This window comes from Bacteroides sp. D2 (genome assembly GCF_025147085.1).
Lineage (GTDB): Bacteria > Bacteroidota > Bacteroidia > Bacteroidales > Bacteroidaceae > Bacteroides.
On sequence record NZ_CP102261.1, the window covers coordinates 3,602,026 to 3,624,540 of the forward strand.

Genomic DNA, 22,515 nt, shown 5'->3' on the forward strand with positions numbered 1-22,515 from the left:
GAATATTATTCTTTGTGTTTCTCAACCATGATTGTACCGTCGGTGATCCGGCTTACGATTATCGGAGTCTTCTCATTGAGGAACCCGTCTATTGACTTTACCTCTACAATTTTTCCGTTAATCTCGGCAGATCCGATTTGTGCCAGGCGGGTAGTACTGATTCCTGTATCACCCACTTTGACGCTATCTTCTGCGCTACGGTCTACTTTTGAATCAATATCCTTTTTCAACGCCAGTTTGTCTAGCATCTTCGACCGCATAAACCAAATCAGTGATCCGATGCAGGCAACCGCTGATATGCCGAGAGTGGCAAATCCTCCTGCCATACCTAAATTGTCGAACGCATAGTAGTTGGCATACAGGATGCAAACCAATGCAGAAATTCCGGCCAGGCTAATGCCCGGGATGACGAACAGCTCTACCAGAAACAGTATGACTGCGGCAATAATGAGAACGGCGATAATGAGTATATCCATAGTTCAGAGTTATTATTTATTTTGTTTTTTCTGCATTACGTACATTCACTTCGAGAGCATCGAGTTCTTCGGACATTTGCAGTATCCGCTTTTCGAGGTCGAGAATGGCAGGAGCCATTTTTGCTTTTCCCTGTTGGTTGGCACCGGCATATTGTTGACGAAGGCTGTTCAGCTTTTCTTCTTGTTGATAATAGTCTTTTTCCATCTGCTGATAGCGTTGGAAAAGTGTCTTGGCTTTTGCGGATTTAAAGTCGCTCATCAGATAGTAAGTCGTATGGTCGTCAATGACAAACTCAAAATCCATGGCACGGCGTTCTTTGGGCTTATGACTGATAGCAGCTTTCAATCGTTGCAGTGCTTCGGTAACCGCTTGTTTATCCTTCCAGGTTTCTTTCAGCGAATGAATCTGTGCCAGACGAATGATCTCTTGCTGCTCCATTGCTTCATAATTATAAGTCTGTTTGGAAGTGTTAGGGATGAATACATAAATACATACCTTTCCTTCCGGTTGGAAACGGTCGGAAGCAAACCATCCGAGGTTGTTGTATTCATCGATGACGTACATATAATCGTTGTACGGCGAGTTGAACGGCATACCCACATTTTCCGGAACAAGATAAGTGTCGGTATTCGTGTTGTAGCGAGTGACAAAAATATCATAGCCACCCAATCCCTCGCCATCGCTGGCGTAATAAACGGTGACTCCATCCGATAGAACAAACGGATAATTCGCATTCCCGGAAGCATTGATACTACCCGGTAACGGACGTCCGTCACTCCATTCATTCAACAACTTGTTCTTTGAAAAGATATCAAGATTACCTTTCTCGCCCTTTTCGCTATAATAAATTTTATTTCCGATTTCTGTTTCATAAACAGTTCCCGGATGATCTCCTTCTGTCTTGAAGAATTCATTGAAAGTAAACAGTTTGCCCGATTCTTCGCTAATCTTATAAGCGTTCAGGAAAGTCGCTTTGTCCACAACGAAACTGTCGATGATACATACATCTTCAACTCCCTTCAACATACGGAGGTCGGATTTGCTTTTTTCCAGAAGCTTTTCTGCTTCTTCCGTCGGTTTTTTACGTTTACTTAAATCTGCGATATATTCCTCAAAGCAGTTCACAGCGTCTTCAAAGCGGTATGTCTCATTATATGCTTGTCCCAAATAGAGTTGTCCACCGGTGATACGTTTCTTTACCGCTATTTCAAGAGGTTTCACCGCCTCTTCCGCCTCTCCGGTTTTCAGGCAACATACGCCATACCAATAATTATAATTCCCGTTCGACGGTTGTGATTTAGCATACTTCTTAAAAACTGGTTTGGCTTGTTCGTACTCACCTTTGGTAAATAAGGTGCGTGCCTGTTCCAACGTTTGTGCAGAGACTTCGCAAAGGAAGAGGCTGCAAATTAAAAATAGAATATATTTTCCTTTCATCGTTTTGAGCGTTTATGAGTGACGGGTAGATTGAAAACATTGCTGCTTTCGGGCACCGGTCCATTTATCAATTGTTCAAAAGTACAAATTTATTAGAAATAAACCCTTTTTCAGTGATTCTATTATGTTAATTCTTCTTTAAATCATTCTTTTCGCTTACTTTTGCAGCCGATTTTCAAAGATATGACACAATTTACGGAAGAAGAGAAAACCATTCGCCGCATTGAACGGCGGTTTAGCAAAGGAGTGGTGCAATATGGATTGATAGAAGAAGGAGACAAAATCCTTATCGGACTGTCGGGAGGAAAAGATTCGTTGGCGCTTGTGGAACTATTGGGGAGACGCGCACGTATCTATAAACCTCGCTTTTCTGTCGTTGCCGTCCATGTAGTGATGAAGAATATTCCTTATCAGAGTGATACTGAATATTTGAAAGCGCACTGTGAAGCGTATGGAGTTCCCTTTGTGCAGTATGAGACTGCCTTTGATCCTGCTACCGACACACGTAAATCTCCCTGTTTCCTCTGTTCATGGAACCGTCGGAAGGCCCTGTTCACAGTTGCCAAGGAACACGGATGCAATAAAATCGCTCTCGGTCACCATATGGATGATATTTTGGAAACTTTATTGATGAATATCACTTATCAGGGAGCTTTCAGTACAATGCCGCCCCGGTTGGTGATGAAGAAGTTTGATATGACAATTATTCGTCCGATGTGTCTGGTTCATGAAGCTGATTTGGTAGAATTGGCGACTTTGCGTCATTATCAGAAGCAAGTGAAGAATTGTCCTTATGAATCGCAGTCCAGCCGGAGTGATATGAAAGGAATTTTACGGCAGTTGGAAGTGATGAACCCGGAAGCTCGTTATAGCCTTTGGGGCAGTATGACTAATGTACAAGAGGAATTATTACCAGATAAAATAGATTAATTTGAATAGATTGTTATGAAAGGATTCTATACCATTTTGTTGCTGATCGTATCTAATGTCTTTATGACATTTGCTTGGTACGGACATTTAAAGATGAAACAGGAGTACAGTTGGTTCGCAGCTCTTCCGCTGATCGGTGTGATTGCGTTCAGTTGGGCGATCGCCTTTTTTGAATATTCCTGTCAGATACCGGCCAATCGTATTGGCTTTATAGGCAATGGAGGCCCGTTTTCATTGATGCAACTAAAAGTCATTCAAGAGGTAATAACACTTGTTATTTTTACAGTGTTCACTACAATCTTTTTTAAAGGTGAGGCTTTACATTGGAATCATCTGGCTGCATTTGTCTGTCTGATTGCAGCAGTGTATTTCGTGTTTATGAAATAGATATTTGCCAATTGAATAGAGGTTCTGTTTTCTCAAGTAGAACCTCTATTTGTATAAAATATATATATTACGGAGTAGTTATGTATTTTTTCATTCCCTCCGTATAATAAGTCTTGAACTCTCCATTTTCTCCGCTATAAATAAAGTAGGCGTCAATCGTTGTATCCGCTTTGCAGAAAGCTTCCGCTTCTTCCAGTCCCATCACCATGAAGGCGGTGGCAAGGGCATCGGCAGTCATACAGTCTTTGGCGATTACCGTAGAGGACAAGATATTGTGTTGTACCGGATAGCCAGTTCTAGGGTCAATCGTATGGGCGTATTTCTTCCCATCCTTATAATAATAATTACGATAGTTTCCGGAAGTAGCCAAGCCTAAATCTGTTATCTCAAGAATTGTCTGTAAGTCTTGGTTTATGGCCAGTGAATCGTCGATAGGCTTATTGATTCCAATGCGCCATAAGCCTTTGGAAGGATTTTTCCCTTTCACTACCACCTCGCCTCCTATATCTACCATATAGTTTTTTATTCCCTTACGGTCGAGTAGTTGTGCAATTACGTCTACCGAATACCCTTTGGCAACGGCACTACAACTTAACATGGTACGAGGATCCTGTTTGATAACTTTGCCGTTATCCATTTTCACTTTTTCATATCCGGTGATTTGTAACAGACTGTCTATCATTAATGAATCAGGAAAAGCACCTTTTTTGAAACCGAATCCCCAAGCATTGGCAAGAGGGGCCACTGTAATGTCGAAAGCACCCTTTGTCTCTCGGGAAATTTCCATCGAGCGATGGAAACATTTCTGGAAAAAACTATCAGTCACCAGCTCTTCATTGCGGTTGACACGACTGATAACAGAACTGTCATTGAATGGAGATAAAGATTGGTCGAAGCGTTTCAGTTCAGCTTCTATTTCCGGTTTTAAATCACCATCATGCTGATAAGTAATCTTATATACTGTCCCAAACACTAAACCTTTGACACTGTAATAGTCAACTTGTTGATTATGTCTGACTAATATCCAGATAGTTGCCAAAATCAGGAAAGCCAGCCAAAGGAAACTTTTCTTTGTTTTCATACGCTCTTCTATTTGATGAGAAAACTCGTTTTATTGAAGAAATAAATGTTCAATTAATATCTTTAGTCCGATAATGACTAGAATGATACCTCCCCATAACTCTGCTTTCAGTTTCCGGGCGATGCCGCAGCCACATTGGATACCAAAGATCAGACCGATGAGTGACATGACAAATGAAACAAACCCGATGATGCTGATAGGCGGAAGGATTTCGGTATAGTCCTGAACTCCCAGAAAGGCAAAGGAAATGCCGATTGCCAATGCATCAATACTTGTGGCTATTGCCATGGTCAATACCACTTTCGGATTTGCCGGATTGAACAGTTTACAACATTCTTCTTCTTTGAAAGATTCTAAAATCATTCGTCCGCCTAAGAAGGCAAGGATTGCGAAAGCAATCCAATGGTCTACACTTTCTATAAGACGACTGAATGTCTTTGCACACATCCATCCGATAAATGGCATGATTGCCTGAAAAAAGCCGAAAGCAAAAGCCATGACTAGCATGGGTTTCCATCGGGTACGTTTCAGAATAATACCGCTTGCAATTGAGACAGCGAAACAATCCATCGCCAGACCTATTGCAAGCAGCCAAATCTCTAGTCCTGTCATTGTATTCTAAAGAGGCAATTTATAAATAAGGGAATAAGTGATTCCCATGTTACTCGATTTAAATTTTCCGTAACCGGGCACGTACCATGGGTCTCCATATTCTCCGGTAGATGCTTTGGTTTTGTATTTCATACGTACTGACCACCCCATGTTGAAGTTTTTGTAAATACGTACTTTGACGCCTAAAACGATTTCCAGCCATTGCACCGATCCTTTCATACCCAGATGACTGAATGGCACACTTCCTCCCCAATAACCGTCTTCCAAACTGGGGTTACCTATTACATCTCCCCAGATAGGATCATCTGCTGGCATCGTGGAAACATCATATTTAAATGAACTGAATGCATAGCGAAGTCCTGCATACAAGTAGCTGTTCTTCTCTTTTTTCTTTGCCATGGTGTTGTAGTCCACACCGATTCGGAAGAATGGGGCCATTTTGCTCTTATAGTGTATGCCTGTTTCGCTCCAGGTATCTGTTCCTCCCATACCAAACTCAATGGTAGGGATGAATTTATTCTTGAGGTTAACGGCTACGCTGACTTCAGAACTCATAAAGTCGCCTCCCAGCAGCTTGCTTCCAATGCCATATAAATCCACACCGACATACGTACCATTGTAGAGCGGAATGGTATCTATCTCGGCAACCTCTTTTTTCTTCTGATCTCTTTTGGGCGTTTGCGCTGGACGTTGCTGTTGTGCCAGCAACGGAAGCCCAATGCAAAAGAGCAGAAGCAGACTAATTAGTCGTTTCATCAGGTGTGCGTTCTGGCCGATAATTATAGAATATCTGCAAGTTCTCGATTTCATTTGTATTGGCTTCTTTATTTTTTATATGAAGAGAATCTATCTGATCCGGCTGCCCGTTGCCATAGGGAGGAGGGTTACCCGGTCTTCCCGGTTTTCCAAATTTAGCGCTGATTATATTTTGTTTCATCATATAACCACATTCCATGGACTGGAAATAAGGGGTATTCTGTTGTACAATGTATAATGTGTCAACATCTTTATCTCTACGTTTGGGATCGTATCTGAATATGAACACAGTAGTGTCACTTGTGTATCGTAGTGGCAACATCAGGGTATGCACATTCTTTTCATTGTTCAGGATGATAGAGTCGGTGCCCAATGCTGTGATTGTTAATGAATCAAGCGTGTCTTTTAATGCAATAGTAGGGTTATCCGGATTAATGGTATATATTGTGCAGTACATCATCGGACGTCCTGCCAATGAGCAATCGTTCTCATCCGAGCAGGCACTGTGTAAGCTGACTGCAGCGCCAATGATAGTCAATATGAGAAAGATACGAATTAAATTCTTCATAGTCAGTTTATTGAATGTGAATCAAATTTTCTTTTCTATCTGATAGTTATTCCGTTCCGGGGCATTGCGCGAGATGAGTTCGCCAAGGAATCCGGCTAAGAATAATTGCGTACCTATAATCATTGCCGTAAGTGACAAATAGAAATAGGGAGAGTCGGTCACCAGTCGGTAGGGGAGACCGTTGTACATGGCATATAGTTTACTGGCACCTACGATGATGACAGAAATCATTCCGATCATAAACATCAATGATCCCAACAGTCCGAAGAAATGCATCGGCTTGATGCCGAATCTGGAGAGGAACCAAAGAGAGAGTAAATCCAGATACCCGTTTACGAAACGGTTCAGTCCGAATTTGGTCGTACCATATTTGCGAGCCTGGTGTTGAACCACCTTTTCACCGATTTTCTTGAATCCGGCGTTCTTTGCCAGATAAGGTATATAACGATGCATCTCACCGTACACTTCGATATGTTTTACGACCTCTTTGCGATAGGCTTTCAGTCCGCAGTTGAAGTCGTGCAGGTTTTTGATGCCTGATACTTTGCGGGCGGTAGCATTAAACAACTTGGTGGGCAGTGTCTTTGAAATAGGATCATATCTCTTTTGCTTCCAGCCGGATACCAGGTCGTAGCCATCCTTTGTAATCATCCGGTAAAGTTCGGGGATTTCGTCCGGGCTATCTTGCAGGTCCGCATCCATCGTTATGACTACGTTTCCTTCCGCTTCAGCGAATCCGCAGTAGAGTGCAGGTGATTTACCGTAGTTACGGCGGAATTTGATACCTTTTACATGTTCCGATTGAGCTTTAAGCTTTTCGATCACTTCCCATGAATGGTCGGTACTTCCATCGTTAACGAAAATCACTTCGAATGAGAATCCGTTGGCTTGCATTACCCGTTCTATCCAAGCATAGAGTTCGGGTAGTGACTCTTCTTCATTGAATAATGGGATTACAACTGATATATCCATTTTTTAATTACTAATTACTTACGAATTACAAATTACGATTGAGCCACTCCGTCATTTTCCGGTTTGGCCTTTTTCATTACCATCAATGCGGTGGGAATGGCCAGGATACTTCCCCAAAATACATCCCATGACAATAGTTGCATGGTGATATTGATGGAAGTAAGTGAACGGGCGGTATCTATCGTTTCTTTTATAACTTCTTTGTTTTCTATCAGAGCCGGGGTGTTGGTCATCAGTTCGTCCCACAACTGGATGTAAGAGTTGATGATAAATCCATGATCGATGAATTGGAAATAGGCGTAGTGGGCCACAGCTACCAGCAGAGAAGCAAACATATACATAAATATGGTAAAGAGCATGGCATGCGAAAATTGGATACTTCCCCCGCAAATCTTATCCCGGTACATTTTCGCATAGTGATATCCGATGAAAGGTACGGATAATGTCAGGATTACAAATAAAAGCGAAAGGAAAGGTATGTGGAATCCCAGCGGAAATAATATGAACTTCAATATCCAGTAGATTCCCATATACGTGCCAAAATGCATGGCATATTTTTGTAAATAGCTTCTGTTCTCTGTCATCTTCATTTATAAATTGCGCACAAAGGTACAAATAATATCGGTTGGTAGGGGAAATCTGGTTGTTAAAGTTAATAAAGCAGAGGAAGTTGCTGTCTGAATATTTTTTTGCAATTTTAATTGCCTGAAATGTAGCCTGTTAGTCTTTTGTTAGTAAAAAAGTTGTCTGCAGCTATTGCAGAATACATAAAAATGTCTACCTTTGCAACCGCAAAACGGGTAAGTCCTATACGGCCAGCTCCCTTCGAATCCTCCAGGGCTTGATCGCAGCAAAGGTAGTTGGTTGTAGCGGCGCGATATAGATAGCTTACCCACCCGCCTCTTTAGCTCAGTTGGCCAGAGCACGTGATTTGTAATCTCGGGGTCGTTGGTTCGAATCCGACAAGAGGCTCAAAAAGGATATATAACAAATCCAAGAAAAAAGCATTCAGGTATTAGTCTGGATGCTTTTTTTCTTTTTATACCTTTTATTAAGAGGGTAAACAATGTAAAAGAGGTGCGTCAAAAAAAGTTCTTGACACACCTCCTTTAGTTTTATAGGGATTCAGTTTTTACTTGATTCTCTTGTATCCATACACAGCCAAATCGCCCAATTCCTCTTCAATGCGGAGTAACTGATTGTATTTAGCCATACGGTCTGAGCGGCTTAAAGAACCTGTCTTGATCTGTCCGCTGTTAGTAGCTACTGCGATATCGGCGATAGTAGCATCTTCTGTTTCACCCGAACGGTGAGAAGTAACAGTAGTGTATCCATGGCGGTGAGCCATTTCGATAGCGTTCAGTGTTTCTGTCAGCGAACCGATTTGGTTTACTTTAATCAGGATAGAGTTGGCACAGCCTTTTTCGATACCCATTGCAAGGAAATCTACGTTGGTTACGAACAAGTCGTCACCTACCAGCTGGCAACGGTTGCCGATGCGTTCGGTCAGCTTTTTCCAGCCTTCCCAGTCGTTTTCGTTCATACCGTCTTCGATAGAGTCGATAGGGAATTTGTTGATTAGTTCTTCCAGGTAGTCAACTTGTTCTGCGGAAGTGCGTTTCTTACCTTTTTCACCTTCAAACTTGGTATAATCGTAAATACCATCGTGGTAGAATTCGGAAGAAGCACAGTCCATACCGATCATAACGTCTTTGCCCGGTTCGTATCCTGCTGCTTTGATAGCGGCCAGAATAGAATTCAAAGCATCTTCCGTACCTTCGAGGTTAGGTGCGAAACCACCTTCATCACCTACAGCAGTGCTAAGGCCACGGTCTTTCAAGACTTTCTTTAAAGCGTGGAATACTTCAGCACCCATGCGCAGACCTTCTCTGAAAGAAGGAGCACCTACGGGGCGGATCATAAATTCCTGGAATGCGATCGGAGCATCGCTATGTGAACCACCGTTGATGATGTTCATCATCGGTACAGGCATTACATACGTATTTGTTCCACCGATATAGCGGTATAGAGGAAGGTCCAGATAGTTGGCAGCAGCTTTAGCTACGGCAAGAGATACGCCGAGAATAGCGTTAGCACCTAAATTCGATTTAGTCTTAGTGCCGTCCAATGCCAGCATTGCGTAGTCGATACCTCTCTGATTGAGTGAAGACATACCAATCAGCTTCGGAGCGATGATTTTATTTACATTATCAACCGCTTTTTGTACTCCTTTTCCACCATAGCGCTGTTTGTCACCATCGCGAAGTTCCAATGCTTCGTGTTCACCAGTGGAAGCACCTGACGGCACAGATGCACGTCCCATAATGCCGGATTCCAATACTACGTCAACTTCTACTGTGGGGTTACCTCTTGAATCGAGAATTTCTCGAGCTACAATTTTTTCAATTTTCATCGTTTCTATTGTTTTTGAATAAGATTTCTGCAAAAGTACGGACTTGACGGGGAGTGAGAAATCACTATAAATAGGTATTCTTTTTATGCCTATTCCCTATATGTCGTTAGTCCGACCTTATACTATAACAACGGGACGATGCTTTTTGTTTGAGTGCGGCGGAGTGAATTTGCAGGATTTTAATCTTCGATAATAACCCCTAACAGTGGAAGCAAATCCATAGCTTGCAGGGAAGTGATGACAGCCCCTTTCAAATCGCTGATGTTAAGCGTGATTCCGCTGATACGGGAAGTGCGCAAATCTATTCCGCGAAGCGGAGCGTGTGAAAAATCGGCTTCTACGAGATCGCAACTCTCAAATGCGACGGATGAAAAACGGCAGTCGTTCAGACTTCCGTTGCGGAGCTGGCTGTGTGCAAAACGTACCTGGTTCATTTTACTCATAGCCAGATTGATATAACCTGCGTTGCAGTCATGCAGCAAGACGTGATTCATCGTTGTTTCCGATAAATTGGTACCCAATAGTTTGCAGGAAATGAATTCTACCCGGTAGAGCGAACTTTCAGCGAAAGAAATGTTGGATAAGTCGCAGTTCTCAAACCTGACATCGGTCAGCTGGGAAGAACGGAATTTACATTCGCTGAATGTCTGATGCTGAAAGGTGCAGTTTTTGAAACTTTTATAAGATTTGTCGATGCCTTCTTCTTTTCCTTTGCAGAATAAAAGATGAGAGACGGTTTCTTCTCTGTCGAGCCATTCCTGTAGGGTAGTAGTACTGACTTCCTGCTCTTCCATCATGGGAGGAACAACGCGGACGGGTTTGGTTGGGTTTCTTTTAATCATGCCGTAAAGGTAGGATTTATATTCGAATTATTAAATCTGTTTTCCCACATATCCGCCGGCTAACGTTGCGGCTAATCCTATTCCTATACTTAATAATGTATATAGAACAAATGCTCCGTAAAATTCTCCTTTCAGCAGACCTACGCCGTCACTGGAGAAAGTAGAGAACGTTGTGAAACCTCCACATAAACCCGTTGTCAGAAACAAACGGACCTCGAACGGAAGGTGGAATCGCTCTGAAAGGGCATAGAACAGGCCGATGAGAAAACTGCCGAGAAGATTGACCGTGAAAGTGGCCCATGGAAAATGATAAGGGACGATTCGTTCGTGCATTAGCAACTGGATGAAATAACGCAGTGCACTACCGGTTCCTCCACCGATAAAGATATAGATAACTTCTTTACTCATTTGATTGAAAGATTGATATTATTTGTAGGCGGCTTCAAAATCCTTTTCGAATTGCTGGAAGCCTCCGGGATAAACAAGATTGATTTGTTCTGAAACGGTTGACGGATCATTTTTGTTTTGCAGAACGGATATGAACTTTTTGAATATCTCGCGGGGAACGCTCTCTATCCAAAAGGTGACAAGCGCATGCGAAAGGATATAAGAGTATTGCTCGTCCGTCATTTGCTGTTTCATAAATTTGCCTTGGCTGCTATTTAAAAATGTAGGAAGGTTTACTTCCCCCAGCATATACATCGTCCGAACTCTCCCTTGTTCGTATTCGGTAAATGTGTGGCGGACTGCTTTTTTGTGAATGGTGCAATGTTCGAAGTACTCCGACAGTCCTTCGTTAAGCCAGCTTGGAGGACGCTTGCCGAGAATCTGCGAAACGAAATGATGACTTAGTTCGTGATAGATGATGGCAAGACTTCTCTCCCGTCCATTCTCCCGTCCTAAGATGACTGCCTTTTGTAGCTTAGGTGAGTATGCACCGCTTGCCTTGATAGGCAGAGACACATTGATACTTTCTAAGTAATCTATTGCTTCTCTTCTATTTTCAAAAACATATAGTTGGAGGCTAAGCGTATCGGGCAGTCCGAATTGTGAATAGAAATCAACCTCATGTTGAAGAAACTGTTCTATCTTCTTCCGGTCTTTGTCGGGAAGCGGGTCACCGCCATATTCCACTTTTACGGTTTGGGCATGAAGCAAACCGCAGAAAAAGAAGACCGGGAAGAAAAGTAAAAATATGCGCATGATACATCTATTATTTCAGGTTGTGTAGCTTCATATATTTCTTTTTATCACGTTTACTCATGTCCTGCATGATAAGGTCATGGTCGGTCACAGCCTGATAGATGGTTTTCTCTTCCGGTTTCACATCTCCTTCAGTTGTGCGGAATACAGGAATAAAGTGGGAGTAAGGGTATCCGGATGATAATCCTCCTTTGAACTTATTTTCATCCAGAAAAAAGAAGGAGATGGCAGCACCTGTGGGGCCTGCCTTTCCTATGGCTTGTCCAACTTGTACTTCTTCGCCCGGTTCGATGAAATTCTCGTTCATCACCAGATAGGCTGCAAAAGTCTGATCGGGATGATAGATGAGCAGCTGTTGCGGGTTGGAGGTTTTACAGGCTATTCCGCTGCGGGTGGCGTAGATTGTATCACCTTGTTTGATGTGAAAATTCAAGGTCTTGAATGGTTCACGCGGATCGGTTTTCCAGGCTGTCTTTTGATTGTTTTTTACGGGTAAAGCATAAGGAGTCTGAATATTGAAATCTTTAGGAAACTTGCCCCGGTAGAACGTATAAGAAGAGGCACTTTTAAACGGATTGTCTACCTGTGCGTTCTTTTCTATTTTAAATATAGTGTTTTTTCCGTTACTTAAATTGTAGGAACGGTCGTTGGCACGATACAGATAATAGTCGCAATAGTCTTCATTGTAGTAATTGAGTTCGGTAGCTCCCTGAGCATCTTTTTCCCATTTTGACTCGATGATACCGTATGGACGTTCCAGCAGTTTACGTAAAGACTGCGCGGAAGTGTAGCTGGCGGACAATGTGAAAATCAATAGAGCGATCAATTTAAGGTGCTGTGCCATATTCTAAATAGTAAAGTGTTTATTGATATAGTTGGGATAATACGTTGCAAATATAGAAAGATTATGTAATATGCGTCTTTAATCCTTTTAATTTCTTCACCATAGACACTATATTTTTTCTAGCTTCTGGATTTGTTATCTGCTTTATATTTAAATGTTTATCCCGTTTTAACTTCTATATCCTTCTATATTTTCTTTATAAAGAAAAACACCTCTATTGTTTCCTGTCTATCTTTGCCATACGATTATTAACTAACTCATTTATGTCATGAAGAACATGAAAATAGGAACTGCAATATGGGTCTGCCTGTTGCTCTCTTTTTTCTTCGGCACATCAGCAAAGGCCGAAAGTATCACTTCTCCTGACGGACAATTAAAACTTAATTTCTCTGTCAACACGCAAGGAGAACCGGTGTATGAACTCTCTTATAAAGGAAAAGAGGTGATTAACCCTTCGAAACTGGGACTGGAATTGAAAAATGATCCCGGACTGATGAATGGATTCACTCTGGCCGATATTAAAACTTCTGCTTTTGATGAAACATGGGAACCGGTGTGGGGAGAGGTGAAATCAATCCGCAACCATTATAATGAAATGGCTGTTACCCTGAATCAAAAGGCGCAAGATCGTAATCTGATTATTTGTTTTCGTCTTTATAATGATGGCTTGGGGTTCCGCTATGAGTTCCCGCAGCAAAAGAATCTGAATTACTTCGTTATAAAAGAAGAACATTCGCAGTTTGCTATGGCCGGCGATCATAAGGCATTCTGGATTCCAGGCGATTATGATACGCAGGAATATGACTATACCGAATCCAAGCTTTCTGAAATTCGCGGATTGCTGCAGGGCGCAATCACCAGCAATGCTTCTCAAACGCCTTTCTCTCCAACGGGGGTGCAAACGTCCCTGCAAATGAAGACAGCCGACGGATTGTATATCAATTTGCATGAAGCGGCTTTGGTTGATTATTCTTGTATGCATCTGAACCTTGACGATCAGAACCTGATTTTTGAATCATGGCTGACTCCTGATGCGAAAGGGGATAAAGGCTATATGCAAACGCCTTGCCGTTCACCCTGGCGCACGGTGATTGTCAGTGATGATGCTCGTGATATTCTGGCTTCCAAATTGACTTTGAACTTGAATGAACCTTGTGCCTATGAAGATGTTTCCTGGATTAAGCCGGTGAAATACATTGGTGTGTGGTGGGAAATGATTACCGGAAAAAGTTCCTGGTCGTACACGGATGATGTTTATTCTGTGAAACTGGGACAGACGGATTATTCCAAAACAAAACCGAGCGGGCGTCATGCGGCCAATAATGACAAAGTGAAGCGTTACATTGACTTTGCTTCGGAACATGGATTCGACCAGATCTTAGTGGAAGGCTGGAATGAAGGCTGGGAAGACTGGTTCGGAAATTCGAAGGATTATGTCTTTGATTTCGTAACTCCGTATCCTGATTTTGACGTGAAGATGCTCAATGCGTATGCAAAGGAAAAAGGAGTGAAGCTGATGATGCATCACGAGACTTCCGCTTCTGTACGTAACTACGAGCGTCATCTTGATAAAGCCTATCAGTTTATGATAGATAACGGATACAATGCTGTGAAGAGCGGGTATGTAGGTAATATTATTCCGCGTGGAGAACATCATTACGGACAGTGGATGAACAATCATTATTTATATGCGGTGGAAAAAGCGGCCGAATATAAGATCTGTGTAAATGCTCACGAAGCAACCCGTCCGACAGGATTATGTCGCACATATCCGAATCTGATCGGTAATGAATCGGCTCGTGGCACGGAATATGAAGCCTTTGCAGGGAATAAGCCGTTCCATACCACCTTGCTTCCTTTCACTCGTCAGATTGGTGGACCGATGGATTATACACCGGGTATCTTTGATACAAAACTTTCTTTCCTGTCAGGCGACCACAGTTTTGTACGTACAACTTTGGCAAAACAGTTGGCACTTTATGTGACGATGTACAGTCCTTTGCAAATGGCAGCCGACCTTCCGGAGAGTTACGAACGTCACATGGATGCATTTCAATTTATCAAGGATGTAGCCGTTGATTGGGATGACAGCAAGTATCTGGAAGCGGAACCGGGAGATTATATTACCGTAGCACGTAAGGCAAAAGGTACTGATAACTGGTTTGTAGGTGGTATCACCGATGAGAATCCCCGTACTTCTGCTTTTACACTTGATTTTCTCGAACCGGGAAAACAATATGTAGCCACTCTTTATGCTGACGGAAAGGAGGCGGATTTTGAAAAGAATCCTACTTCTTACCAGATAAAAAAAGGACTGGTAACAAACAAGAATAAGATGTCTGTGAAGCTGGCACGTAGCGGAGGATTTGCAGTAAGTCTGATTGAAGCAACTCCCGCTGACTTGAAAACGATCAAGAAATGGAAATAAGATTCCGGTAAAAAGATTGTTTACGGATTCCCCGCTTTTTAATAAATATTAGTTGTGCTTCGCAAAGAAAACTAAAACTTTGCGGAGCGCTTTTTTTATAGGACGGATTCTTTTTTGTACTTTTGCGCCATCTTTTTTAAAACATCATCAATAAAGAGAACAACATGGGAGGTTTTTTCGGAACAGTCTCGAAAACTAGCTGCGTGACTGATTTATTCTACGGCACAGATTATAACTCACATCTGGGTACCAAGCGAGGAGGACTCGCAACATATAGTGAGGAAAAAGGTTTTATACGCTCCATTCACAATTTGGAAAGTACTTATTTCCGAACCAAGTTTGAAGGAGAACTGGACAAATTCAAAGGAAACGCCGGCATCGGCATCATTAGCGACACAGACGCACAACCTATCATCATCAATTCTCACCTCGGGCGCTTCGCCATTGTCACAGTCGCTAAAATAGTCAATATCCAGGAATTGGAAGAAGAACTTCTCAGTCAAAACATGCACTTCGCCGAACTTAGTTCGAGCAACACCAACCAGACGGAACTTATCGCATTACTTATTATACAAGGCAGAACTTTTGTGGAAGGTATCGAAAATGTGTTTAAGCACATTAAGGGTTCTTGTTCGATGTTGCTTCTGACGGAAGATGGTAGTATCATCGCTGCCCGTGACCGATGGGGACGTACTCCGGTGGTGATTGGAAGGAAAGACGGTGCTTATGCTGCAACGAGCGAATCGTCCAGTTTTCCGAATCTGGATTATGAGATTGAGAGATATTTAGGTCCCGGTGAGATTGTCCGTATGTATGACGATCATGTTGACCAGCTTCGCAAGCCCAATGAGGATATGCAGATTTGCTCGTTTTTGTGGGTATACTACGGTTTCCCGACTTCTTGTTATGAAGGAAAGAATGTAGAGGAAGTGCGTTTCACCAGCGGATTGAAAATGGGACAGACGGATGAATCGGAAGTGGATTGTGCTTGCGGTATTCCTGATTCGGGAGTGGGTATGGCTTTAGGATATGCCGAAGGAAAGGGGGTTCCTTACCATCGTGCTATTTCAAAATATACACCGACATGGCCTCGTAGCTTCACTCCGAGCAATCAGGAGATGCGTTCGCTTGTTGCTAAGATGAAGTTGATTCCAAACCGTGCCATGTTGCAAAATAAACGTTTGTTATTCTGTGACGATTCAATCGTGCGGGGAACTCAATTGCGTGACAATGTGAAGATTCTGTATGATTACGGAGCAAAGGAGGTGCACATGCGTATCGCTTGTCCGCCATTGATTTATGCTTGTCCGTTTGTTGGTTTTTCGGCTTCTAAAAATGCATTGGAGTTGATTACCCGTCGTATTATCAAGGAACTGGAAGGGGATGAGAATAAGAACCTGGAGAAGTATGCTACTACCGGTTCTCCGGAATACGATAAGATGGTTAGCATTATTGCCGAGCGTTTCGGTCTCAGTTCATTGAAGTTTAATACACTGGAAACGCTGATTGAGGCTATCGGATTACCTAAATGCAAGGTTTGTACACATTGCTTTGATGGTAGCAGCCATTTTTAAAGTAGTCAAATAGGATATTTAAGTATCCGGATAAAAGTATACAATAAAAAAGAGCCGTGAATTGCTTTGTAATTCACGGCTCTTTTTTTACCTTTACGGCACTATAAACTATCAATTTGTAAATTGTAATTAGTAACTTGTAATTAAAACAATATGACTTTAGTAGACAGATTTTTAAAGTATGTAAGCTTCGATACACAATCTGATGAATCGACAGGGCTTACTCCAAGTACTCCGAAGCAGATGATTTTTGCTGAATACTTGAAAAAAGAGTTGGAATCTTTGGGATTGGAAGATATTACTTTGGATGAGCATGGCTATCTTTTTGCTACACTTCCTGCCAATATAGATAAAGAAGTACCCACTATCGGGTTTATTGCCCACATGGATACAAGTCCTGATATGACGGGTAAGGATGTCACTCCGCGCATTGTGGAAAAGTATGACGGTTCGGATATTGTGCTTTGTGCTGAAGAGAATGTAGTCCTTTCTCCATCACAATTCCCGGAATTGCTGGATCATAAGGGAGAAGACTTGATTGTGACCAATGGAAAGACGTTGCTTGGTGCTGACGATAAAGCCGGGATCGCGGAAATTGTATCTGCAATGGTGTATCTGAAGGAACATCCGGAGATCAAACACGGAAAAATCCGTATCGGCTTCAATCCGGACGAAGAAATTGGTGAAGGTGCTCATAAATTTGATGTAGAGAAATTCGGTTGCGCATGGGGATATACGATGGATGGAGGTGAAGTAGGGGAGTTGGAATTTGAGAACTTCAATGCTGCCGCTGTTAAAATTACTTTTAAAGGACGTAATGTGCATCCGGGATATGCCAAGAATAAGATGATTAACTCAATCTATCTTGCCAATCAATTTATCACATTGCTTCCCTCGCAGGAAAGGCCGGAACATACGACCGGTTACGAAGGATTTTATCATTTAATCGGTATTCAGGGAGATGTGGAGCAAAGCACTGTATCTTATATCATCCGCGATCATGACCGTGCGAAATTTGAGAATCGTAAAAAAGAGATGGAACGCCTGGTTGCTCAAATGAATGCTGAACATGGAGCGGGTACTGCAACTCTCGAACTACGCGACCAGTATTATAATATGCGTGAGAAGATAGAACCGGTAATGCATATCATCGACACCGCTTTTGCTGCGATGGAAGCTGTGGGTGTGAAACCGAATGTAAAACCGATTCGTGGAGGTACGGATGGTGCGCAGCTTTCCTTTAAGGGATTGCCTTGTCCGAATATCTTTGCCGGTGGTCTGAATTTCCACGGTCGTTACGAATTTGTGCCTATCCAGAATATGGAGAAAGCGATGAAGGTGATCGTGAAAATTGCAGAACTGGTGGCTTCCAAATAAAAAGACGGTAATCTCCGGTAATACTGAATGCTTTTAATTTAATGCCTGATAATTAATACTTTTAAATAATGAAAACCACTCCGTTTACAGAGAAACACATAGCACTTGGTGCTAAAATGCACGAGTTTGCAGGTTATAATATGCCTATTGAATACTCCGGTATCATTGATGAACACATAACTGTTTGTCAAGGTGTCGGTGTATTTGATGTATCGCACATGGGAGAATTTTGGGTGAAAGGTCCGCAAGCGTTGGCCTTTCTGCAGAAAATAACATCCAACAATGTGGCGGCACTGGCTCCGGGTAAAATACAATATACTTGTTTTCCGAATGAGGATGGAGGTATTGTAGATGATTTGCTGGTTTATCGGTATGAACCGGAAAAATACATGTTGGTGGTGAATGCTTCCAATATGGAAAAAGACTGGAATTGGTGTGTTTCTCACAATACGGAGGGAGCCGAGTTGGAAAATTCGTCGGATAACATAGCTCAACTTGCTATACAGGGTCCGAAGGCTATTTCGGTTCTGCAAAAGTTGACGGATATTGATCTTGCTTCTATTCCTTATTATACATTTAAGGTTGGAACGTTTGCAGGTGAAGAGAATGTGATTATCTCCAATACGGGTTATACCGGTGCGGGAGGTTTTGAGCTTTATTTCTATCCGTCTGCGGCTGATTCTATATGGAAGGCTATTTTTGAGGCTGGTGAAGAGTATGATATTAAACCTATCGGTTTGGGTGCCCGTGATACGCTCCGGTTGGAAATGGGCTTCTGTCTGTATGGCAATGATCTGGATGATACGACTTCTCCGATAGAAGCCGGATTGGGATGGATTACTAAGTTTGTGGAGGGTAAGGATTTTATCAACCGTCCGATGCTGGAAAAACAGAAAGCGGAAGGTGTTACCCGTAAATTGGTTGGCTTTGAAATGATTGATCGTGGAATTCCCCGACATGGCTATGAACTGGTGAATGATGAAGGCGAGAAAATGGGAGTGGTGACCTCCGGTACGATGTCGCCTACCCGTAAGATTGGTATCGGTATGGGATATGTGAAACCGGAATATAGTAAGGTGGGTACGGAAATCTGTATCGATATGCGTGGTCGGAAATTGAAAGCTGTGATAGTGAAACCACCTTTTAGAAAGTAAAAAATAAGCTTGTTATTGTGTATAGCCCCGGATAAGTTACGACTCTATCCGGGGCTAACTTATTTTATGATGGTTATTGCAAAACATATCCGTAAATATGTTGTTTATCCCATAGAAATAATATAATTTTGTCATCAAATACGATAAAATAATGTCTCAATTACCTACTCTTATAGCTGACCTCGCACTTATATTGATTTGTGCCGGTGTTATGACTTTGTTGTTTAAGAAGTTGAAACAACCTCTGGTCTTGGGATATGTAGTTGCCGGATTTCTGGCAAGTCCGCATATGCCGTATACTCCTTCAGTGATGGATACTGCCAATATTAAGACTTGGGCGGATATTGGTGTTATTTTCTTGCTGTTTGCTCTTGGTTTGGAATTTAGTTTTAAGAAGATTGTCAAGGTGGGCGGTTCTGCCATCATAGCTGCCTGTACCATCATCTTTTGTATGATTTTGTTAGGAATAGGAGTCGGCATGGGTTTCGGCTGGCACAGGATGGACAGTCTGTTCTTGGGCGGTATGATTGCGATGTCGTCTACTACTATTATTTATAAAGCTTTTGATGATTTAGGATTAAGGAAGAAGCAGTTCACCGGACTTGTGTTGAGTATCTTGATTTTGGAAGATATTTTGGCCATTGTATTAATGGTGATGCTTTCCACCATGGCGGTAAGTCAACATTTTGAAGGTACCGAAATGTTGGAGAGTATCGGGAAATTATTGTTTTTTCTTATTCTGTGGTTTGTTGTCGGTATCTATCTGATTCCTGAATTCTTAAAGCGCTGCCGGAAATTGATGGGAGAGGAGACTCTGCTTATTGTGTCGTTGGCGCTTTGTTTCGGTATGGTAGTGATGGCGGCACATACAGGATTCTCTGCTGCATTTGGTGCATTTATAATGGGATCTATTCTGGCGGAAACAATCGAGGCGGAATCCATAGACCGGCTGGTGAAACCGGTAAAGGATCTTTTTGGAGCTATCTTTTTCGTATCGGTCGGTATGATGGTGGATCCTGCAATGATTGTAGAATATGCCGTACCTATTATAGTTATTACTTTGGCTGTTATCTTGGGACAGGCCGTTTTTGGTACATTCGGTGTTATTCTCTCCGGAAAGCCTTTAAAGACGGCTATGCAATGCGGCTTTAGTTTAACGCAGATCGGCGAATTTGCGTTTATTATTGCTTCTTTGGGAGTCTCTTTGCATGTAACGAGTGACTTTCTGTATCCGATAGTGGTAGCGGTTTCTGTGATTACTACTTTCCTGACTCCTTATATGATTCGTTTTGCCGAGCCGGCTTCTACTTTTGTGGATGCTCATCTTCCGGAATCATGGAAAAAAATAATGATGCGTTATTCTTCCGGTTCGCAAACAGCTCTGAATCACGAGAATTTGTGGAAGAAGCTAATCTTGTCAATGGTACGTATAACAGTTGTTTATTCAATTGTCAGTATGTCGATTATTGCACTTTCTTTTCGTTTTGTCGTGCCATTCTTTAAAGAGAATCTGCCTCATTTCTGGGCATCATTGTTGGGAGCGGTATTTATCATTCTGTGTATTGCTCCTTTCTTGCGTGCCATTATGGTGAAGAAAAATCATTCGGTTGAGTTTATGACCTTATGGCATGACAGCCGTGCCAACCGCGCACCGCTGGTATCGACAATCGTGATTCGTATTATGATAGCGGCACTTTTTGTTATCTTTGTTATTTCCGGATTATTTAAGGCGTCTATCGGATTGATTATTGGAGTGGCTGTACTTGTTGTATTGTTGATGGTATGGTCTCGCCGTTTGAAAAAGCAATCGATATTGATTGAACGTCGTTTCTTCCAGAATCTCCGTTCCAGAGATGTACGTGCAGAGTATCTGGGAGAGAAAAAGCCGGAGTATGCCGGTCGTTTGTTGTCGCATGATTTGCATCTTGCCGATATGGAAATTCCGGGTGAATCCAGTTGGGCGGGAAAGACATTGATGGAGCTGAATCTGGGGAAGAAGTTTGGAGTTCATGTTGCTTCTATTCTTCGTGGAAAGAGGAGGATTAATATCCCCGGTGGTTCTGTCCGCCTGTTTCCGATGGATAAGATACAGGTGATAGGTACAGATGAACAATTAAGTGTGTTTAATGAGGCGATGCAAAACGGAGCGAAGATAGACTGGGAGGTCTATGAAAAGAGCGAGATGGCTTTGAAGCAGTTTATCATTGACAGTGATTCTGTTTTTCTGGGTAAAACGATTCGTGAATCGGGTATCCGCGACAAATATCATTGTATGATAGCCGGTGTTGAAAGTGAAGACGGTACACTGATGGTTCCTGATGTAAATGCTCCACTCGAAGAAGGCGATGTTGTTTGGGTGGTAGGCGAAAAAGAGGATGTGTACCAATTAGTCGATCAAAAAAACGAAAAAGTACAAGCAGGATAAGAATGGAATACTTATTTTTGCAACGATAAAAACTTAAAATAATAATATCATGAAGAGTGATCCGAAAGAATGTCTGTATTGCCAGAACAATGAAACGCTGCATAATCTGATGATTGAGATTGCGCAATTGAGTGTGTCACGTGTGTTTTTGTTTAAGGAACAAACCTACCGTGGACGTTGTCTTGTTTCTTATAAAGACCATGTGAACGATTTGAATGAATTGAGTGATGAAGATCGTAATGCTTTTATGGCAGATGTAGCGCGTGTCACTCGTGCCATGCAAAAAGCTTTCCAGCCGGAAAAGATTAATTATGGTGCTTACTCGGATAAATTGTCTCATTTGCATTTTCATTTAGCACCTAAATATGTGGATGGACCTGATTATGGAGGTATATTCCAAATGAATCCGGGAAAGGTTTATCTGACTGACGCAGAATATCAGGAACTGATTGATGCTGTTAAAGCAAATCTGTAAAAAGAAAGGGCGAACTGCAACTCTATAAGTGGTAAGCTATACAAATCGTAAACAATGAACGGTGAGCAAGCCTGTGGATATAACGCAGTCTGTTCACCGTTCATTGTTTACGATTCATCGTTTTTCTATTTATCCTATTCTTCAAAATCGAAATCAAAGTCAAAATCATCCATAAACTCTGGAGTTGTAAATTCTTCCAGTTCCCGGCGATCTTTCTTGGTCGGGCGTCCGGTTCCACGTGCCCGGTCTACGAATCCGCTGATTTTGCTCATTTCAAGTAATTCATATTGATCGGGCGTCGTTACATTTTCCATCATTTCCGATACCAGTTTGGCTCCTACACGTTTCTCAATCGGTTGTAATACTTTGAATGAGTATGTGATAGGTGGTTTCTTCACTTGAATAACGTCACCCGGTTTTATCATACGGGCAGCTTTGACCAGCGAACCGTTGATGGTAATACGTCCTTTTTTGCAGGCTTCTGCTGCAATCGTACGTGTCTTGAAGATGCGGACAGCCCACATCCATTTATCTATTCTTGCTTCAGCCATTTTAGTTAG

General features: G+C 42.2%; 22 protein-coding genes and 1 tRNA gene. 9 read left to right on the forward strand and 14 right to left on the reverse strand.

The genetic code is table 11. From position 1 onward, the window contains the following. Positions 1–5: 5 nt before the first annotated feature. On the reverse strand, positions 6–476 hold the full coding sequence (locus NQ505_RS12630; protein ID WP_009000678.1) for an NfeD family protein: 471 nt from the start codon (positions 474–476) through the stop codon (positions 6–8). 16 nt (positions 477–492) lie between these two features. Beyond that, on the reverse strand, positions 493–1,914 hold the full coding sequence (locus tag NQ505_RS12635) for a tetratricopeptide repeat protein (protein WP_009000679.1): 1,422 nt from the start codon (positions 1,912–1,914) through the stop codon (positions 493–495). 183 nt (positions 1,915–2,097) lie between these two features. Here NQ505_RS12635 and NQ505_RS12640 point away from each other — a divergent pair, with 183 nt between their 5' ends. Together NQ505_RS12640 and NQ505_RS12645 are read left to right on the forward strand one after the other, a co-directional pair. Continuing rightward, a complete protein-coding gene (locus tag NQ505_RS12640) occupies positions 2,098–2,844 on the forward strand; it encodes an ATP-binding protein (RefSeq protein ID WP_009000680.1) in 747 nt (248 codons plus the stop codon). Between the two features lie 15 nt (positions 2,845–2,859). Further along, positions 2,860–3,231 carry a DMT family protein gene (locus tag NQ505_RS12645; protein WP_004304892.1) on the forward strand — a complete coding sequence of 124 codons (372 nt, stop codon included), beginning with the start codon at positions 2,860–2,862 and terminating at the stop codon, positions 3,229–3,231. A 67-nt stretch (positions 3,232–3,298) separates the two neighbouring features. On the opposite strand, the gene NQ505_RS12650 is transcribed toward NQ505_RS12645, so the two are convergent. Genes NQ505_RS12650 through NQ505_RS12675 form a run of 6 tightly spaced genes read right to left on the reverse strand, consistent with a single transcriptional unit; the run spans position 3,299 to position 7,810 of the window. Next, positions 3,299–4,312, reverse strand: a complete 1,014-nt coding sequence (locus tag NQ505_RS12650; RefSeq protein WP_009000681.1) for an FAD:protein FMN transferase — start codon at positions 4,310–4,312, stop codon at positions 3,299–3,301. 30 nt (positions 4,313–4,342) lie between these two features. After that, the gene (locus NQ505_RS12655) at positions 4,343–4,924 is read right to left on the reverse strand and encodes a manganese efflux pump MntP family protein (protein ID WP_009000682.1); all 582 of its coding nucleotides are present in this window, start codon (positions 4,922–4,924) and stop codon (positions 4,343–4,345) included. Between the two features lie 6 nt (positions 4,925–4,930). Beyond that, positions 4,931–5,680, reverse strand: coding sequence for a DUF6048 family protein (locus NQ505_RS12660; RefSeq protein WP_009000683.1), 750 nt, complete (start codon positions 5,678–5,680; stop codon positions 4,931–4,933). After that, positions 5,664–6,248, reverse strand: coding sequence for a DUF6452 family protein (locus NQ505_RS12665; RefSeq protein ID WP_009000684.1), 585 nt, complete (start codon positions 6,246–6,248; stop codon positions 5,664–5,666). The genes NQ505_RS12660 and NQ505_RS12665 overlap by 17 nt, the downstream gene beginning before the upstream one ends. A 21-nt stretch (positions 6,249–6,269) precedes the next feature. Next, positions 6,270–7,220, reverse strand: a complete 951-nt coding sequence (locus NQ505_RS12670; protein WP_009000685.1) for a glycosyltransferase family 2 protein — start codon at positions 7,218–7,220, stop codon at positions 6,270–6,272. Positions 7,221–7,252: 32 nt separating this feature from the next. Beyond that, the gene (locus NQ505_RS12675; protein WP_032853840.1) at positions 7,253–7,810 is read right to left on the reverse strand and encodes a DUF4199 domain-containing protein; all 558 of its coding nucleotides are present in this window, start codon (positions 7,808–7,810) and stop codon (positions 7,253–7,255) included. 308 nt (positions 7,811–8,118) lie between these two features. On the opposite strand from NQ505_RS12675, the gene NQ505_RS12680 reads away from it, so the two are divergent. Further along, positions 8,119–8,192, forward strand: a tRNA-Thr gene (locus NQ505_RS12680). A gap of 160 nt (positions 8,193–8,352) precedes the next feature. On the opposite strand, the gene eno is transcribed toward NQ505_RS12680, so the two are convergent. The 5 genes from eno to NQ505_RS12705 form a co-directional block, all read right to left on the reverse strand. Next, entirely contained in the window at positions 8,353–9,633 is a 1,281-nt protein-coding gene (eno, locus tag NQ505_RS12685; protein WP_004316472.1) for a phosphopyruvate hydratase, read from the reverse strand. A 179-nt stretch (positions 9,634–9,812) separates the two neighbouring features. Next, a complete protein-coding gene (locus tag NQ505_RS12690) occupies positions 9,813–10,475 on the reverse strand; it encodes a pentapeptide repeat-containing protein (protein WP_009000687.1) in 663 nt (220 codons plus the stop codon). A gap of 30 nt (positions 10,476–10,505) precedes the next feature. Next, complete coding sequence (gene crcB, locus NQ505_RS12695) at positions 10,506–10,883, reverse strand: fluoride efflux transporter CrcB (RefSeq protein ID WP_004309778.1); 378 nt, start codon at positions 10,881–10,883, stop codon at positions 10,506–10,508. Positions 10,884–10,901: 18 nt separating this feature from the next. Beyond that, positions 10,902–11,678 (reverse strand): hypothetical protein, encoded by a 777-nt coding sequence (locus NQ505_RS12700; RefSeq protein ID WP_004302049.1) that lies wholly within the window; start codon positions 11,676–11,678, stop codon positions 10,902–10,904. 10 nt (positions 11,679–11,688) lie between these two features. After that, entirely contained in the window at positions 11,689–12,522 is an 834-nt protein-coding gene (locus NQ505_RS12705; RefSeq protein ID WP_009000688.1) for a M23 family metallopeptidase, read from the reverse strand. A 268-nt stretch (positions 12,523–12,790) separates the two neighbouring features. Between NQ505_RS12705 and NQ505_RS12710 the strand changes: the two genes are divergently transcribed. The 6 genes from NQ505_RS12710 (at position 12,791) to NQ505_RS12735 (ending at position 21,955) form a co-directional block, all read left to right on the forward strand. Then, a complete protein-coding gene (locus NQ505_RS12710; RefSeq protein ID WP_009000689.1) occupies positions 12,791–14,950 on the forward strand; it encodes a glycoside hydrolase family 97 protein in 2,160 nt (719 codons plus the stop codon). 164 nt (positions 14,951–15,114) lie between these two features. Further along, positions 15,115–16,524 (forward strand): amidophosphoribosyltransferase, encoded by a 1,410-nt coding sequence (locus NQ505_RS12715; RefSeq protein WP_004302052.1) that lies wholly within the window; start codon positions 15,115–15,117, stop codon positions 16,522–16,524. A gap of 153 nt (positions 16,525–16,677) precedes the next feature. Beyond that, a complete protein-coding gene (gene pepT, locus NQ505_RS12720; RefSeq protein ID WP_009000690.1) occupies positions 16,678–17,901 on the forward strand; it encodes a peptidase T in 1,224 nt (407 codons plus the stop codon). 68 nt (positions 17,902–17,969) lie between these two features. Next, positions 17,970–19,055 carry a glycine cleavage system aminomethyltransferase GcvT gene (gene gcvT / locus NQ505_RS12725; protein WP_009000691.1) on the forward strand — a complete coding sequence of 362 codons (1,086 nt, stop codon included), beginning with the start codon at positions 17,970–17,972 and terminating at the stop codon, positions 19,053–19,055. Positions 19,056–19,206: 151 nt separating this feature from the next. Beyond that, on the forward strand, positions 19,207–21,480 hold the full coding sequence (locus tag NQ505_RS12730) for a cation:proton antiporter (RefSeq protein ID WP_008644441.1): 2,274 nt from the start codon (positions 19,207–19,209) through the stop codon (positions 21,478–21,480). A 49-nt stretch (positions 21,481–21,529) separates the two neighbouring features. Further along, positions 21,530–21,955: an HIT family protein gene (locus NQ505_RS12735; RefSeq protein WP_004302057.1), complete on the forward strand. Its 426-nt coding sequence runs from the start codon at positions 21,530–21,532 to the stop codon at positions 21,953–21,955. Between the two features lie 134 nt (positions 21,956–22,089). Here NQ505_RS12735 and NQ505_RS12740 read toward each other — a convergent pair whose 3' ends face one another. Then, positions 22,090–22,506 (reverse strand): RNA-binding S4 domain-containing protein, encoded by a 417-nt coding sequence (locus tag NQ505_RS12740; protein WP_004302058.1) that lies wholly within the window; start codon positions 22,504–22,506, stop codon positions 22,090–22,092. Positions 22,507–22,515: the final 9 nt, after the last annotated feature.

What these genes read in the sequence shown, in the direction of transcription:
- NQ505_RS12690 (WP_009000687.1), bottom strand. Translation starts at nt 10,475, where the DNA reads ATGATTAAAAGAAACCCAACCAAACCCGTCCGCGTTGTTCCTCCCATG.
- pepT (WP_009000690.1), top strand. Translation starts at nt 16,678, where the DNA reads ATGACTTTAGTAGACAGATTTTTAAAGTATGTAAGCTTCGATACACAA.
- NQ505_RS12715 (WP_004302052.1), top strand. Translation starts at nt 15,115, where the DNA reads ATGGGAGGTTTTTTCGGAACAGTCTCGAAAACTAGCTGCGTGACTGAT.
- NQ505_RS12650 (WP_009000681.1), bottom strand. Translation starts at nt 4,312, where the DNA reads ATGAAAACAAAGAAAAGTTTCCTTTGGCTGGCTTTCCTGATTTTGGCA.
- NQ505_RS12740 (WP_004302058.1), bottom strand. Translation starts at nt 22,506, where the DNA reads ATGGCTGAAGCAAGAATAGATAAATGGATGTGGGCTGTCCGCATCTTC.
- NQ505_RS12700 (WP_004302049.1), bottom strand. Translation starts at nt 11,678, where the DNA reads ATGCGCATATTTTTACTTTTCTTCCCGGTCTTCTTTTTCTGCGGTTTG.
- NQ505_RS12645 (WP_004304892.1), top strand. Translation starts at nt 2,860, where the DNA reads ATGAAAGGATTCTATACCATTTTGTTGCTGATCGTATCTAATGTCTTT.
- NQ505_RS12640 (WP_009000680.1), top strand. Translation starts at nt 2,098, where the DNA reads ATGACACAATTTACGGAAGAAGAGAAAACCATTCGCCGCATTGAACGG.
- NQ505_RS12675 (WP_032853840.1), bottom strand. Translation starts at nt 7,810, where the DNA reads ATGAAGATGACAGAGAACAGAAGCTATTTACAAAAATATGCCATGCAT.
- NQ505_RS12660 (WP_009000683.1), bottom strand. Translation starts at nt 5,680, where the DNA reads ATGAAACGACTAATTAGTCTGCTTCTGCTCTTTTGCATTGGGCTTCCG.
- NQ505_RS12670 (WP_009000685.1), bottom strand. Translation starts at nt 7,220, where the DNA reads ATGGATATATCAGTTGTAATCCCATTATTCAATGAAGAAGAGTCACTA.
- NQ505_RS12705 (WP_009000688.1), bottom strand. Translation starts at nt 12,522, where the DNA reads ATGGCACAGCACCTTAAATTGATCGCTCTATTGATTTTCACATTGTCC.
- NQ505_RS12730 (WP_008644441.1), top strand. Translation starts at nt 19,207, where the DNA reads ATGTCTCAATTACCTACTCTTATAGCTGACCTCGCACTTATATTGATT.
- crcB (WP_004309778.1), bottom strand. Translation starts at nt 10,883, where the DNA reads ATGAGTAAAGAAGTTATCTATATCTTTATCGGTGGAGGAACCGGTAGT.
- gcvT (WP_009000691.1), top strand. Translation starts at nt 17,970, where the DNA reads ATGAAAACCACTCCGTTTACAGAGAAACACATAGCACTTGGTGCTAAA.
- NQ505_RS12655 (WP_009000682.1), bottom strand. Translation starts at nt 4,924, where the DNA reads ATGACAGGACTAGAGATTTGGCTGCTTGCAATAGGTCTGGCGATGGAT.
- eno (WP_004316472.1), bottom strand. Translation starts at nt 9,633, where the DNA reads ATGAAAATTGAAAAAATTGTAGCTCGAGAAATTCTCGATTCAAGAGGT.
- NQ505_RS12710 (WP_009000689.1), top strand. Translation starts at nt 12,791, where the DNA reads ATGAAGAACATGAAAATAGGAACTGCAATATGGGTCTGCCTGTTGCTC.
- NQ505_RS12665 (WP_009000684.1), bottom strand. Translation starts at nt 6,248, where the DNA reads ATGAAGAATTTAATTCGTATCTTTCTCATATTGACTATCATTGGCGCT.
- NQ505_RS12635 (WP_009000679.1), bottom strand. Translation starts at nt 1,914, where the DNA reads ATGAAAGGAAAATATATTCTATTTTTAATTTGCAGCCTCTTCCTTTGC.
- NQ505_RS12735 (WP_004302057.1), top strand. Translation starts at nt 21,530, where the DNA reads ATGAAGAGTGATCCGAAAGAATGTCTGTATTGCCAGAACAATGAAACG.
- NQ505_RS12630 (WP_009000678.1), bottom strand. Translation starts at nt 476, where the DNA reads ATGGATATACTCATTATCGCCGTTCTCATTATTGCCGCAGTCATACTG.